General features: G+C 71.2%; 12 protein-coding genes and 1 tRNA gene. 9 read left to right on the top strand and 4 right to left on the bottom strand.

Annotation, left to right across the window (positions count from 1 at the left end):
- Positions 1-42: 42 nt before the first annotated feature.
- From N177_RS13140 to selA, 3 genes are all read right to left on the bottom strand, one after another.
- Positions 43-137 (bottom strand) — tRNA-Sec (locus tag N177_RS13140).
- A 135-nt stretch (positions 138-272) separates the two neighbouring features.
- On the bottom strand, positions 273-2,171 hold the full coding sequence (gene selB, locus N177_RS13135; RefSeq protein ID WP_023432846.1) for a selenocysteine-specific translation elongation factor: 1,899 nt from the start codon (positions 2,169-2,171) through the stop codon (positions 273-275).
- Positions 2,168-3,586 carry an L-seryl-tRNA(Sec) selenium transferase gene (selA, locus tag N177_RS13130; protein ID WP_023432845.1) on the bottom strand — a complete coding sequence of 473 codons (1,419 nt, stop codon included), beginning with the start codon at positions 3,584-3,586 and terminating at the stop codon, positions 2,168-2,170. The genes selB and selA overlap by 4 nt, the downstream gene beginning before the upstream one ends.
- A gap of 266 nt (positions 3,587-3,852) precedes the next feature.
- On the opposite strand from selA, the gene N177_RS13125 reads away from it, so the two are divergent.
- The 7 genes from N177_RS13125 to N177_RS13095 are packed head-to-tail and all read left to right on the top strand — an operon-like array spanning position 3,853 to position 9,947.
- Complete coding sequence (locus tag N177_RS13125) at positions 3,853-4,134, top strand: acyl carrier protein (RefSeq protein ID WP_023432844.1); 282 nt, start codon at positions 3,853-3,855, stop codon at positions 4,132-4,134.
- Positions 4,135-4,152: 18 nt separating this feature from the next.
- A complete protein-coding gene (locus N177_RS13120; protein ID WP_023432843.1) occupies positions 4,153-4,617 on the top strand; it encodes a 3-hydroxyacyl-ACP dehydratase FabZ family protein in 465 nt (154 codons plus the stop codon).
- Positions 4,617-5,807: a beta-ketoacyl-ACP synthase gene (locus N177_RS13115; RefSeq protein WP_040485721.1), complete on the top strand. Its 1,191-nt coding sequence runs from the start codon at positions 4,617-4,619 to the stop codon at positions 5,805-5,807. The genes N177_RS13120 and N177_RS13115 overlap by 1 nt, the downstream gene beginning before the upstream one ends.
- Before the next feature lie 35 nt (positions 5,808-5,842).
- A complete protein-coding gene (locus tag N177_RS13110) occupies positions 5,843-7,135 on the top strand; it encodes a beta-ketoacyl-ACP synthase (protein WP_023432841.1) in 1,293 nt (430 codons plus the stop codon).
- Entirely contained in the window at positions 7,132-7,896 is a 765-nt protein-coding gene (locus N177_RS13105; RefSeq protein ID WP_023432840.1) for an SDR family oxidoreductase, read from the top strand. Before N177_RS13110 ends, N177_RS13105 begins: the two co-directional genes overlap by 4 nt.
- A 36-nt stretch (positions 7,897-7,932) precedes the next feature.
- A complete protein-coding gene (locus N177_RS13100) occupies positions 7,933-8,955 on the top strand; it encodes a zinc-binding dehydrogenase (protein WP_023432839.1) in 1,023 nt (340 codons plus the stop codon).
- Positions 8,956-8,972: 17 nt separating this feature from the next.
- Positions 8,973-9,947, top strand: coding sequence for a lipid A biosynthesis lauroyl acyltransferase (locus tag N177_RS13095; protein ID WP_023432838.1), 975 nt, complete (start codon positions 8,973-8,975; stop codon positions 9,945-9,947).
- A 13-nt stretch (positions 9,948-9,960) separates the two neighbouring features.
- Here the strand turns inward: N177_RS13095 and cpdR are convergent, their stop codons facing one another.
- On the bottom strand, positions 9,961-10,320 hold the full coding sequence (gene cpdR, locus N177_RS13090) for a cell cycle two-component system response regulator CpdR (RefSeq protein WP_040485784.1): 360 nt from the start codon (positions 10,318-10,320) through the stop codon (positions 9,961-9,963).
- A gap of 182 nt (positions 10,321-10,502) precedes the next feature.
- On the opposite strand from cpdR, the gene N177_RS13085 reads away from it, so the two are divergent.
- A complete protein-coding gene (locus tag N177_RS13085; protein ID WP_023432836.1) occupies positions 10,503-11,393 on the top strand; it encodes an N-formylglutamate amidohydrolase in 891 nt (296 codons plus the stop codon).
- Positions 11,394-11,830: 437 nt separating this feature from the next.
- On the top strand, positions 11,831-12,616 hold the full coding sequence (gene hisN, locus N177_RS13080; RefSeq protein ID WP_023432835.1) for a histidinol-phosphatase: 786 nt from the start codon (positions 11,831-11,833) through the stop codon (positions 12,614-12,616).
- The last annotated feature ends 14 nt before the right edge of the window (positions 12,617-12,630 follow it).

Raw genomic sequence — 12,630 nt, 5'->3', positions numbered from 1 at the left:
AGGGGCGGCATGGCCGCCCCTTTCGCGTTTCCTGGGGGATGATGGCGGAGGCGGATGGGAATCGAACCCACCACACGCCTTGTCGACGTGTCTCTGGTTTTGAAGACCAGGAGGGCCACCAGACCCCTGTCGCCTCCGGAACGCTCTCCCTAGATCCCCTTCATGATTTCCGGTCGGCTCGACCGGAAATCACGAACTTGGTCGCATCGAGTGGTTCCGGGCGGGATGCGGGCGGAAGACCGGTTCCCACTTTTCCTCATCCCCTCTAACGCTCAGGCGGCGTCTTCGCCAGCCTTCTCCCCGACGATCCTTCGCCGGTCCCCCTCGCGCCGCGTGAATCCGACCGCGTCGAGATGCTCGAGGAGAGGGATCGAGAACTTGCGCGAGACGCCGAGCGCGGCGCCGGCCTCCCTCGCCGGGAAGTCTGTTCCGGCGAGATGCGTGGTGAGGACGGCCTTCGCCTGAGCGACCGCGTCGCGGTGGAAGACGATCGTGCGCTTCTGGACCCGGTCGGTCGTGCGGACGAGGACGCCCTCGCGCAGGAGATGCCGGACGGCCTCCCCCCTCCGGGCATCACCCGCGACGGCAGCCGCCTCGTCGGGCGGCGTCAGCCCGGCCTCACGGAAGGCGCCCTCCACGGCCTGGAGCAGACGCTGGTCGCGCTCCCGCCGCGGGCGCGAGGTGTCGGGCCTCAGGGCGCCGCCGCGGCGCACGAGGACGCCCTTCGCGAGGAGCCCCTCGGCGACCGCCCGCGCGACCTCCGGCGGCGCGTCGGGCAGTGCGGACGGGAGCGCGGCAGCCGGCATCCCGTCCTCGAGCGGATGCGCCTCGCCGAAGCGGCGGACGGCGTCCGCGGCCTCGCTGGCGAGCCGCGCCCACGTCTCCGGATGAAGGGCGATCTCGGCGGCGACCGGGACGCCCCACTCCGCCAGGCGGCCGCGCAGCGTGTCCTGCCCCGTGCCGGCGAGCCTCGCGGCATCGGCGACGGCGATGCCCCTCCCCCCGGCGCGCCCGAGGCGCAGGAGGAGCGCCTGCCGGACGTCGCCTGCCGCGAGCGCGGTGAGCGCGTCGATGGCCACACGGTCGCCACGCTTGCGCCGGCGCGAGGCCGGATCGAGGATCCGGCCGCCCGCGACCGTGCGCGCCGGGCTCGGCAGGCGCAGGATGAAGGGCTCGCCCGCCGGCACGGCGAGCTCCCGCGCGAGCCTCAGCTGCGCCACCGCGCGCTCGCCGGGCGCCACCTCGTCGCGGTCGAGAAGCCGGAGCCGCGCCGGCATCTCGGCGGTGCCGGAGAGGAGGCTCAGGAGGGCCCCGCCCTGGAGCGGCGCCCCGTCCGGCGGAACGGCGAGGCTGACGTCGAGCCAGCGGGCGGGAACGAGGGCGCCCGGCGCCGCCAGCGCGTGGCCGAGCGGCAGGGCCTCGAGGTCGACCCCGCGCAGATTCGCGGCGACGCGGCAGCCGGGCGGCGCGCGTTCCGCCGCCTGTCCGTGGATCTGCAGGCCGCGCAGCTCGGCACGCCGGCCGGAGGGCACGATCTCGACCTCCTGCCCCACCGCAAGCGCGCCGCCCCGCAGCGTGCCGGTGACGACCGAGCCGAAGCCCTTAGCGGTGAAGCTGCGGTCGATCGGCAGGAAGAACGGCGCGCCGGGGTCGGGCTCGCCCGGCTCGGCGGCCAGCGAGGCGAGCGCGCCGGCCAGCAAATCGATCCCGTGCCCGGAGACGGCGGAGGTCTCGGCCACCGCCAGGGCCTCGATGCCGCGGCGGTCGAAGAGCGCCCGCGCCGCCTCCCCCGCCGCCGCGACGTCGGCAGCGGCGGCGGCATCGCATTTCGTGACGGCGATGACGCCGCGCCGGACGCCGACGAGGGCGGCGATGTCGAGATGCTCGACCGTCTGCGGCTTCACGCCCTCCCCGGCGTCGACCGCCAGGAGCACCGCGTCGATGCCGGTGGCGCCGGAGATCATGGCGCGCACGAAGCGCTCGTGGCCAGGCATGTCGACGAGATCGACCTCGACGCCCGCCCGCTTCAGGACCGCGAAGCCGAGCACGATCGACAGGCCGCGGGCCTTCTCCTCCTTAAGCCGGTCGGTCTCGCTGCCGGTGAGCGCGCGCACGAGCGCGGTCTTGCCGTGGTCGACATGGCCGACGACGCCGACGAGTGCCCTCCTCACGCCTCCGCCTCCCGCGACAGCGCCGCGCGCAAGGCCGGCAGCTGGTCGGCGAGCGCGGCGGGATCCTCGAGGCAGCGCAGGTCGAGGACGACCCGGTCCTTCGCGATGCGCCCGACGACCGGCAACGGCAGGCGGCGGAGCGCGGCGAGGATGCGGGACGCGGATGGCCCCGCCACGCCGCCATCAGTTAGCGGCGCGATCGCGAGGCCCGCGCTCGGCAGGAGGTCGACCGGCTGGGCGCCGCTGCCGATCTGGCTCGCGCATTCGACCCGCTCGACGGCGGCGAGGCCTGAAAGCGCCGAGGCCACGGCCGGCATGAGCGCGTCCGCCATCGCGCGGATCTCCGGCTCGGGCCGCGTCAGCAGGCGCAGGGCCGGCAGGCGCGTGGCGAGGCGCGGCGGATCGAGATGGAGGCGCAGCACCTCCGACAGGGCCGCGATCGTCATCTTGTCGCAGCGTAGCGCGCGCTTCAGCGGGTTCCGCTTCAGCCGGGCCACGAGGTCGGCGCGGCCGACGACGAGGCCTGCCTGCGGGCCGCCCAGGAGCTTGTCGCCGCTGAAGGTCACGAGATCGGCGCCGGCCTCGAGGCACGCGCGCGGCGTCGGCTCGTGCGGCAGGCCGAAGCCCGCGAGGTCCGCGAGACTGCCGCTGCCGAGATCGACGGCAAAGGGGATGCCCCGCGCGCGGGCGATGGCGGCGAGCTCGCGCTCCGGCACCTCCTTCGTGAAGCCCGAGATCTCGTAGTTGCTCTTGTGGACCTTGAGGACGAGGCCCGTCGCCTCGCCGATCGCCCCCTCGAAGTCGCGGGCGTGCGTGCGGTTCGTGGTGCCGACCTCGCGCAGCCGCACCCCCGCGCCCTCCATGATCTCGGGCATGCGGAAGGCGCCGCCGATCTCGATCAGCTCGCCGCGCGACACGATCGCCTCGCGCCCCCGCGCGAGAGTGTCGAGCACGAGCAGGACGGCGGCGGCGTTGTTGTTGACGACGGTCGCGGCCTCCGCGCCGGTGAGGCGGCGCAAACGGTCCTCCACATGGTCGTCGCGGTCGCCGCGCCGGCCCTCGTCGAGGGAGAATTCGAGGTTCGACGCCCCGCGCGCCACCGCCGCGACGGCATCGACCGCCGCCTCCGGCAGGGGCGCGCGTCCGAGATTGGTGTGCAGCACCGTGCCGGTCAGGTTGAGGACCGGCCGCAGCGACGGTGCCGCCTCCGCCGCGAGAGCGCGGGCGGCGGAGGCGAGGATCTCGGCTTCCGCGGGCACCGCGGCGCCTCCCTCCAGCACCGCCTCGCGGGCACCCGCGAGGACGGCGCGCAGGGCCTCGACCACCGCCCGGCGGCCATGCGCCTCGACCAGCGGAGCGGCTTCCGGGGCCTGCACCAGCCTTTCGACCGAGGGAAGACGTGCGAGCTCGTTCATGCCCCTGCCGCAGGCTGGAGATTCGGGATCCGGAGGGCGGAATCTGCTATCTCCGGCCGCGAAAGGCAAACGCCCCACGCGGCATCCGGGGCGAGGCCTCCGGCCCTTGAGGTCCTGCCGACACGGCTGATGGTGCTGCAGGGGCATTGCACTTCCTCCCGCGCTCGGCTACGAGGGCAAAAATGCCGCGCCGCCGCAAGGTGGGCGGGTCTGCTCGTGCGAGACGCACCGGCCGGCGTATCCGCATCCTTGGAGAACACCTGCTCATGTCGTCCACCTTCGACACGGTCGCCGACATCATTTCCGACACGTGCGACATTCCGCGCGAGGAGATCACGCCCGAAAGCCACGTCATCGACGACCTCGGCATCGACAGCCTCGACTTCCTCGACATCGCCTTCGCGATCGACAAGGCGTTCGGCATCAAGATGCCGTTCGAGCAGTGGACGCAGGACGTGAACGAAGGCAAGGCGGACGCCGAGGAGTACTTCGTCCTCAAGAACCTCTGCGCCCGGATCGACGAGCTGACCGCCGCCAAGCCGGCCTGAGGCAGGCGGGGGCGCGACATGAGGCCCGAGTACTTCCAGCTCATCAGCCGCATCGAGGCCGTCGACACCGCGGCGGGGACGGCGCGCGCGCGCGCGGTCGTTCCCGAGGAGAGCACGATCTTCGAGGGCCACTTCCCCGGCCACCCGCTGATGCCGGGCGTGCTCCTGATCGAATCGATGGCGCAGACCTCGGGCTTCGCGATCCTCGGCATGAACGGATTCGAAGGCATGCCCTTCCTCGCCGGCGTGCGGGAGGCGAAGCTCAGGCGGTTCGTGACGCCCGGAAACGAGCTCGACGTCGAAGCCAGGGTCGAGCACGACGGCTCGGGCTTCGCGATGACCGAAGCCTCTATCCGCCACGAGGGCTCGGCCGTCGCGAGCGCGAAGCTGACCTTCCGCGTGATGCCGTTCCCGAGCCCCGACTTCCGGACCGAGATGCGCAGCTATGCGGAGCGGCTCGGATTCCCGCTGGAGGTCGCGTGATGAGCGCCGGCGACAGGAGCGTCTGGATCACCGGCATCGGCATCGTCTCGAGCCTCGGCGAGGGCCAGGAGGCGCATCACGAGGCGCTGGTCGCCGGGGCCGGGCCGAATGTCGACCGCGAGCGCTTCGCGCCTTATCCCGTTCACCCGATCGTGCCGCTCGAGCTCGACCGCCAGATCCCCAAGAAGGGCGACCAGCGGCAGATGGAGCCGTGGCAGCGCATCGGCACTTACGCGGCGGGCCTCGCTCTGGAAGATGCCGGCGTCAAGGGCGACGAGGCATTGCTCGACCGCACCGACATGATCGTCGCGGCCGGCGGCGGCGAACGCGACGCGGAGGTCGATTCGGCGATCGTCACGGCGCTGCGGGATGCCGAGGATCCCGAGCGGCTCCTCAACGCGAAGCTCTCGACCGAGCTCAGGCCGACGCTGTTCCTCGCGCAGCTGCCGAACCTCCTGGCCGGCAACATCTCGATCGTCCACAAGGTGACGGGCTCGTCGCGCACGCTGATGGGCGAGGAGGCGGCCGGCATGTCCGCGATCTCGAGCGCACACGGGCGGATCGCCGCAGGTCAGAGCGAGATCTGCCTCGTCGGCGGATCCTACAACGCCGAGCGCTGGGACATGCTGCTGCTCCTCGAGCTCGGCGGCTTCCAGTGGCGGGAGGACTATGCTCCGGTCTGGGAGCGCGCAGCGCATGGCGGCGGTGTCATAACGGGCTCGGTCGGCGCGTTTCTCGTGCTCGAGAGCGAGAGCCACGCGCGGGCACGCGGCGCCGAGCCGATCGCGAGGATCTCGGGGGTCCAGACGGATTACACGCGGCGGGGCCCCGGCGACGCAGCGGCGGCAGCGCGGCGGCAGCTCGACGCGCTTGCAGGCGGGATCGAGGGCAGCCTCGCCGTCTTCTCCGGCGCCACCGGCATCGCCGGCCTGACGGAGGAGGAGCAAGGCTTCCTCCAGCCGCTCGCCGACGGCGGAGGCTCCGTCAGGGCCCTCGGCTCGGCGATCGGTCACGGGCTCGAGATCCAGTTCCCGGCCCTCGTCGCCCTCGCCGCCATCAACCTGAAACACGGCGGCAGCTTCGCCCCGCGCGGCGGAAATGAGCGGCCGGCCACCGCGCCCGACAGCGCTCTCGTCAATTGCTGGGGCCACTGGCGCGGCGAAGCCATGGCCCTGTTGCGGAAGGCCTGACGCAGGCGGCCTTCCCTCACGTCCGGAGACTGATCATGTCGACCAGTGGCAGGAGCTACCGGGATCGCAACGGTCACCCCATCGTCGTCGTGACCGGCATGGGCGTGGTGACCTCGCTCGGCGCGGGGCTCCATGACAACTGGGCGGCCCTGACGGCCGGCCGGTCGGGCATCCACGCGATCACCCGCTTTCCGACGGACGACCTGAGGACGAAGATCGGCGGCACGGTCGACTTCGTGACGGCCGAACCGTTCTCCGCGCCCGAACTGTCCGAGAGGCTGGCCGACCTCGCGATCGGCGAGGCGGTCGCGCAGGCGGCGATCGGGCGCAAGGGCGACTTCCCCGGCCCGATGTTCATCGCGGTGCCGCCCGTCGAGCTCGAATGGCCGCAGCGCCGGGCGCTGGCGGCGGCGACGAGCGGCGGCGGCGAGATCGACTATCCCCGCCTCCTCGCGGTGGCGCGCGAGAAGGGGACGGAGCTCCACCGCCGGTTCCTGTTCGGCTCGGTCGCGGAGCACCTGGCCGAGACCTACGGCACGAAGGGCATGCCCGTCTCCCTGTCGACGGCCTGCGCGTCCGGCGGCACGGCGATCCAGCTCGGTCTCGAGACGATCCGGCGGGGCGACGCCGACGCCGTGATCGCGGCGGGCACGGACGGGTCGATCCATGCGGAGGCGCTGATCCGCTTCTCGCTCCTCTCCGCGCTGTCGACCCAGAACGATCCGCCGGAGGCGGCCGCGAAGCCCTTCTCCAAGAACCGCGACGGGTTCGTGATGGCCGAGGGCGCGGGCGCCCTCGTGCTGGAGAGCCTCGAGCACGCGGTGGCGCGGGGCGCCGAGATCCTGGGCGTCGTGGAAGGCTGCGGCGAGCACGCCGACTCGTTCCACCGCACGCGCTCGAGCCCGGACGGCCACGCGATCATCGCCGCGATCCGCGCGGCGCTCGACGATGCCGGCGTATCCCCCGACGAGGTCGACCACATCAACGCCCACGGCACCGGCACGCCCGAGAACGACAAGATGGAGCACATGGGCCTCGAGGCGGTCTTCGGGGAGCGCACGGCGCGGATGCCGGTGAGCTCCAACAAGTCGATGATCGGCCATACGCTGACGGCTGCCGGCGCGGTCGAGGCGGTGTTCTCGCTGACGACGATGAGAGAGGGCCGCATCCCGCCGACGATCAACTACGAGGTGCCGGATCCGGCCATCCCGCTCGACGTCGTGCCGAATGTGGCGCGGGACGCGGCTGTCAGGCGGGTGATGTCGAACTCCTTCGGGTTCGGCGGCCAGAACGTCTGCCTGATCTTCGCGGCCGAGCCGGCGCAATGAGCGGGCCGGGCAACAGGAAGACGCTCGTGACCGGCGGCGCGCGTGGCCTCGGCCGTGCCGTCGTCGAGACGCTCGCCGCGGCGGGACACGACGTCGTCTTCACCTACAACGCCTCGGCCGGGCCGGCGGAGGAGCTTGCGACGCGGCTCGGGCAAGCCTATCCCGGACAGGCCTTCGAAACGCTGCAGGCCGACCTGAAGAGCACCGACGACGTCGCGCGCCTGTGCTCCGAACTCGAGGCGGCGGGGCCCTTCTACGGCCTCGTCCACAATGCCGGCCACACCTACGACACACTCGCCGCCGTGATGGACCAGGCGCGCGCCGAGGAGGTGATGGCGGTCAACTACTGGTCGCTGACGCGGCTCGTTCCGGCGCTCGTGCGGCCGATGACGAGGGCGCGCGAGGGGCGCATCGTCGTCATCGGCTCCGTCGTGGCGCTGCGCGGCAGCGTCGGCAACGCCGCCTACGCCGCGTCGAAGGCGGCGCTTCTCGGCTACGTCCAGACGCTGGCGGCCGAGACGGCGCGGCGCGGCGTGACGGTGAACTACGTCGCGCCGGGCTTCATCGACACCGACATGATGGCGCCCTATGCGGAGCGGCGGGAGACGCTTCAGAAGCAGATCCCGCTCGGGCGCTTCGCGACGCCCGAGGACATCGCCGGCGTCGTGGGCTTCCTGCTCTCGCCACAGGCGGGCTATATCACCGGCGCGACCCTGCCGGTCGACGGCGGCCTGTCGTCCGGCCTGCCGATCCAGCGCTAGCCAGCCCCCCTGCCCAATAGGGACCCGAAGAGACCGATGCGCGCCCTCAAGCTCGTCGCCGACCGCCAACTCGAACTCGTCGAGACCGACGCTCCCCCGTCCCCGGGACCGGGCGAGGTGCAGGTCCGCATCCGGGCGATGGCGCTCAACCATATCGACGTCTGGGGCTGGCGCGGCATGGCCTTCGCGAAGCGCAAGCTGCCGCTCGTGATCGGCGCCGAGGCCGCGGGCGAGGTCGCATCCGTCGGCGAGGGCGTCGAGGGCTTCGCGCCGGGCGAGAAGGTCGTGCCGTACGGGGCCCTGACCTGCGGCGAGTGCCGCGCCTGCCGCGAGGGTCGCGACAATCTCTGCGAGAATGTCGGGGGCGTCATGGGCTTCCACGTCGACGGCTTCGCGCGGGAATACGCGAACATGCCGGCGCGGCTTCTCGTGAAGGTGCCGAACGGAGTGGAAGCGGCCGAGGCGGCGTGCGCGGGCATCGGCTTCGGCACGGTGCAGCACATGCTGTTCGACAACGCGAAGCTTCAGCCGGGCGAGACGATCCTCGTCCATGCCGGCGGCAGCGGCATCGGCACGGCGGCGATCCTGATGGCGAAGGCGATCGGCGCGACCGTGATCACCACGGTCGGGAGCGACGAGAAGGCGGCGCAGGCGGCCGAGCTCGGCGCCGACCACGTCATCAACTATCGCGAGGACCGCTTCGAAAGCGTCGTCAGGAAGCTCACGAAGAAGAAGGGCGTCGACGTCGTGTTCGAGCATGTCGGCCCCGACACCTGGGCGGGCTCGATGCTGAGCCTCAAGCGCGGCGGGCGGCTCGTCACCTGCGGCTCGACCTCCGGCGTCTCGACGCAGATGAACCTCTACCAGCTCTTCCAGCAGCAGCTGAAGATCTTCGGCAGCTTCGGCTGCACGATGGCGAACATCGCCCAGAGCCTCGACAAGATGGCGTCGGGGATCAGGCCCGTCATCGACACCAGGATCGCGCTCGACGACATCCAGCAAGGGCTCGACCGGCTGGAGAGCCGACGCGTCTTCGGCAAGATCGTCGTCGAGCTCTGAGAGGCGATCACCGGCACGTGAAACGGCTGAAGTACAGATACGGCTTCCTTCTCCTGCGGCTGCGCCACCGCGCGCGGGCTGCGAGCCAGTGGCTCGCGGCGAAGGCGGTGGTCGTGTTCTACCGCCTCGTGCGCACGCTCGGTCCCGACCGCGCGAGCGATCTCGGCGGCCGCGTCGCGCGGCGGTTCGGGCCGCTCCTGCCGACGCACCGGATCGGCCGCGAGAACATCGCCCACGCCTTCCCGGAGAAGAGCGAGGCGGAGCGCGAGGCGATCCTGCGCGACGCCTGGGAGAATCTCGGGCGCACCGGGGCGGAGTACCCCCACCTCGCCGAGATCTGGGACTTCGACCCCGAAAATCCCGGCGCCGGCCGCACGGAGGTGCAGGGCCTCGAGAACTTCATGAAGCTGAAGGACGACGGCAAGCCCGCGATCATCTTCTCGGCCCATCTCGCGAACTGGGAGCTGCCGGCCGTGTGCGCGGCCCGCCACGGCCTGCCCGTGACGGCCGTCTACCGCACGCCGAACAACGCCCGGGTGGCGCAGGAGATCGCGGAGATCCGCGAGGGCACGATGGGCGAGCTGCTGGCCGCGGGCTCGGGCCAGGCGGTCGCCTTCTCGATGGCCGCCGTGCTCCAGCGGGGCGGCCATCTCGGCATGCTCGCCGACCAGCGGCTGACGCGGGGGCTGAAGATCCCCTTCTTCGGCCGGATAGCCCCGACGAACCCGACGCTCGCCCGCCTCGCGCGGCAGTTCGATTGTCCCGTCCACGGCGCGCGCGTCGTCCGCCTGCCCGGCAACCGGTTCCGGGTCGAGCTGACGGACGAGCTGACGCTGCCCCGCGACGAGGCGGGGCTCGTCGACGTCGAGGCGACGATGCGGCTCGTCAACGAGACGATCGAGGGATGGGTGCGGGAGCATCCGGGCCAGTGGCTGTGGTTCCACCGGCGCTGGCGCCAGCCGGAGCGGGAGCGCCGGCGCGGCAGGGGCTAGGTCGGCCGACCGGTCAGGCGGCGAGCATGCGCTCCACCTGCGTCACGAGATCGCGCAGGTGGAAGGGCTTGGAGAGAACCTTCGCATTGGCTGGCGCGTTCGAATCGGGATTGAGCGCGACGGCGGCGAATCCGGTGATGAACATCACCTTCAGGTCGGGGTCGAGCTCGGTCGCGCGGCGGGCCAGCTCGATGCCGTCCATCTCCGGCATCACGATGTCCGTCAGAAGCAGCGTGAAGCTCTCTTCCTGGAGGCGGGTATAGGCACTCAGCCCGTTGTCGAAGTCGATGACCTCGTAGCCCGCGTTCGTCAGCGCACGCACGAGGAAGCGGCGCATGTCGTTGTCGTCTTCGGCAAGCAGGATCTTGTTCATGTTCGTCAGGAGCCTCATCTCCCCTTCCTAGGGGCCGACCAAGAACGCCTCACAGGCGGTGAAGATTCCCTCAACCCGGCGGGCCATACGGGATCGCCGGCCGTCATGCAATTGCCGAATAGACTTCGACCAGCGATGTTGGCAAAGTTCAGCGCCCCGCGAGGATGGACCTGAATAACCCGATGAACGACAACGAATCGAGGGATTTCGACACGCCCTTCGAGGTCTTGATGCCCGAGGGCGGGATCGCGTCCCCCTTCGTGTTCAACTCGCCACATAGCGGCCGCCTTTATCCCCAGGCTTTCCTCGACCAGGCCCGTCTCGACGCGGTGACGCTCAGGCGGTCGGAAGACACCTTCGTCGACGAGCTCTTCACCTGCGCGACCTCGCTCGGATCGCCGCTGATGCGGGCGCATTTCCCCCGCGCTTTCGTCGACCTGAACCGCGAGGCCTACGAGCTCGACCCGCGGATGTTCGACGGCCCCCTCCCGCCTTACGTGAACACGCGCTCGATCCGGGTCGCCGGCGGCCTCGGAACGATCGCCAGGATCGTCGCGGACGGCGCCGAGATCTACCGCGACCGGCTGTCGGTCCGCGAGGGGCTGCAGCGCATCGAGCGCTACTACAAGCCCTACCACCACACGCTGCGGGGCCTCGTCGACCGCGCGCGGCGCACGTTCGGCATGGCGATCGTGATCGACTGCCACTCGATGCCGTCGAGCCGAATCACCCGCGAGCCCCGGCGGCGCCCGGACTTCGTGCTCGGTGACCGCTACGGCACGAGCTGCGCCTCGATCATCACCGACGTGGCGCAGGAGACGCTGCAGCGCCTGGGCTACATGGTGACGCGCAACAAGCCCTATGCCGGCGGCTACATCACCGAGACCTACGGGGCGCCCGCGGCCGGCCAGCACGCCCTGCAGATCGAGATCAACCGCGCGCTCTACATGGACGAGGTGAAGTACGAGCGGACGAGCGGCTTTTCCTGGCTCGCCAACGACATCGGCCATCTCTGCCAGCGCCTGACCGAGATCGCCCCCGACACCCTCCTCACCCGGCAGGCGGCCGAATAGGCGAAGCTCCGGCGGACCGACGGATGCGGCGCCCGGAGGTTTCCGGAGCGGCGGCCTCGCGACTGCGCAAAAAAAAGGGCCGTCCACTGAAGGACGGCCCAAGTCTAGGGAGGAAACGCCCAAGGAGGGCATGTGCGGTACCGCGAAACGGCAGGGCGATACCGCACTGCAAAAATATGCGCGTGCACCGCACACAAGTCAACCGCGTCGGTGCGCATCCCGTGCATTGCAGCCATGTGCCCGCCCGGTCGCGATGACAATGCCGCTACGGCGGCTTCGTTCCGGGAAAATCACGCGTCGGCGCAGCGGTTACGCGGACTGTACGGCCGCCGGCAGCCGGCCGGATCCGGATCAACTTTTTCGTGACCGCCGTTCCGCCCGGAGACGGCTTGATCTAGCCTGCGCGCCGTCGGGGACGAAGGAGCGAGCGCGGGCCGATGGACTTCCGGGAATTCGAGGATTTCGCCCATCGACTGGCCGACGCTGCGGCCGCGGTGACATTGCGGCTCTTCCGCGGCAGCCTGGCCGTCGACGACAAGGGTGCCACAGGGTTCGATCCCGTGACCGAGGCCGACCGGGGAGCCGAGGCGGCGATGCGCGACCTGATCGCGGCGGAGTATCCCGATCACGGCGTCCTCGGCGAGGAGTTCGAGGAGACGCGGTCGGGCAGCGGCTGGCGTTGGGTGCTCGACCCGCTCGACGGCACGCGCTCCTTCATCTCCGGCATCCCGCTCTGGACGACCATCATCGGCCTCGAAAAGGACGGCGAGCCGGTCTTCGGCCTCGTCGACCAGCCCTATGTGGGCGACCGGTTCTGGGGGGACGGGAGCGTCGCCTACCGGCGCGACCGCTTCGGCGGCGGCGGCGCCCTGAAGACGCGGCCCTGCGCGGCGCTCGCCGAGGCGACCCTGATGACGACGACGCCCGAGATGATGCCGGACGCGGCCTCGCTCGCCCGCTACGAGAGCGTGGAGGCCGAGGCGCGCCTCGTGCGCTACAGCGCCGATGCCTATGCCTACATGATGGTCGCGGCGGGACGCGTGGACCTCGTGGTGGAGGCCGGCCTCAAGCCATATGATATCGTCGGCATCATACCGATCCTGCGCGGCGCCGGCGGCTTTGTGACGGCGTGGGACGGCGGACCGGCCTCGGCCGGCGGCCACGTGGTGGCGGCCGGCGACCGGGCCCTGCACGGGGAGGCGATGCGGCGGCTCTCCGCCTGACGCCTCATTGGGCT

The organism is Lutibaculum baratangense AMV1 (assembly GCF_000496075.1).
Lineage (GTDB): Bacteria > Pseudomonadota > Alphaproteobacteria > Rhizobiales > Tepidamorphaceae > Lutibaculum > Lutibaculum baratangense.
Note: the sequence above shows the minus strand (reverse complement) of the source record. Positions and strands in the feature narration are given on the sequence as shown.

Bases quoted from the DNA above. Each gene is read 5' to 3' on its own strand.
- N177_RS13115 (WP_040485721.1), top strand. From the start codon at position 4,617: ATGAGCGCCGGCGACAGGAGCGTCTGGATCACCGGCATCGGCATCGTC.
- N177_RS13110 (WP_023432841.1), top strand. From the start codon at position 5,843: ATGTCGACCAGTGGCAGGAGCTACCGGGATCGCAACGGTCACCCCATC.
- hisN (WP_023432835.1), top strand. From the start codon at position 11,831: ATGGACTTCCGGGAATTCGAGGATTTCGCCCATCGACTGGCCGACGCT.
- N177_RS13100 (WP_023432839.1), top strand. From the start codon at position 7,933: ATGCGCGCCCTCAAGCTCGTCGCCGACCGCCAACTCGAACTCGTCGAG.
- cpdR (WP_040485784.1), bottom strand. From the start codon at position 10,320: ATGAACAAGATCCTGCTTGCCGAAGACGACAACGACATGCGCCGCTTC.
- N177_RS13085 (WP_023432836.1), top strand. From the start codon at position 10,503: ATGAACGACAACGAATCGAGGGATTTCGACACGCCCTTCGAGGTCTTG.
- N177_RS13120 (WP_023432843.1), top strand. From the start codon at position 4,153: ATGAGGCCCGAGTACTTCCAGCTCATCAGCCGCATCGAGGCCGTCGAC.
- N177_RS13125 (WP_023432844.1), top strand. From the start codon at position 3,853: ATGTCGTCCACCTTCGACACGGTCGCCGACATCATTTCCGACACGTGC.
- N177_RS13105 (WP_023432840.1), top strand. From the start codon at position 7,132: ATGAGCGGGCCGGGCAACAGGAAGACGCTCGTGACCGGCGGCGCGCGT.
- selA (WP_023432845.1), bottom strand. From the start codon at position 3,586: ATGAACGAGCTCGCACGTCTTCCCTCGGTCGAAAGGCTGGTGCAGGCC.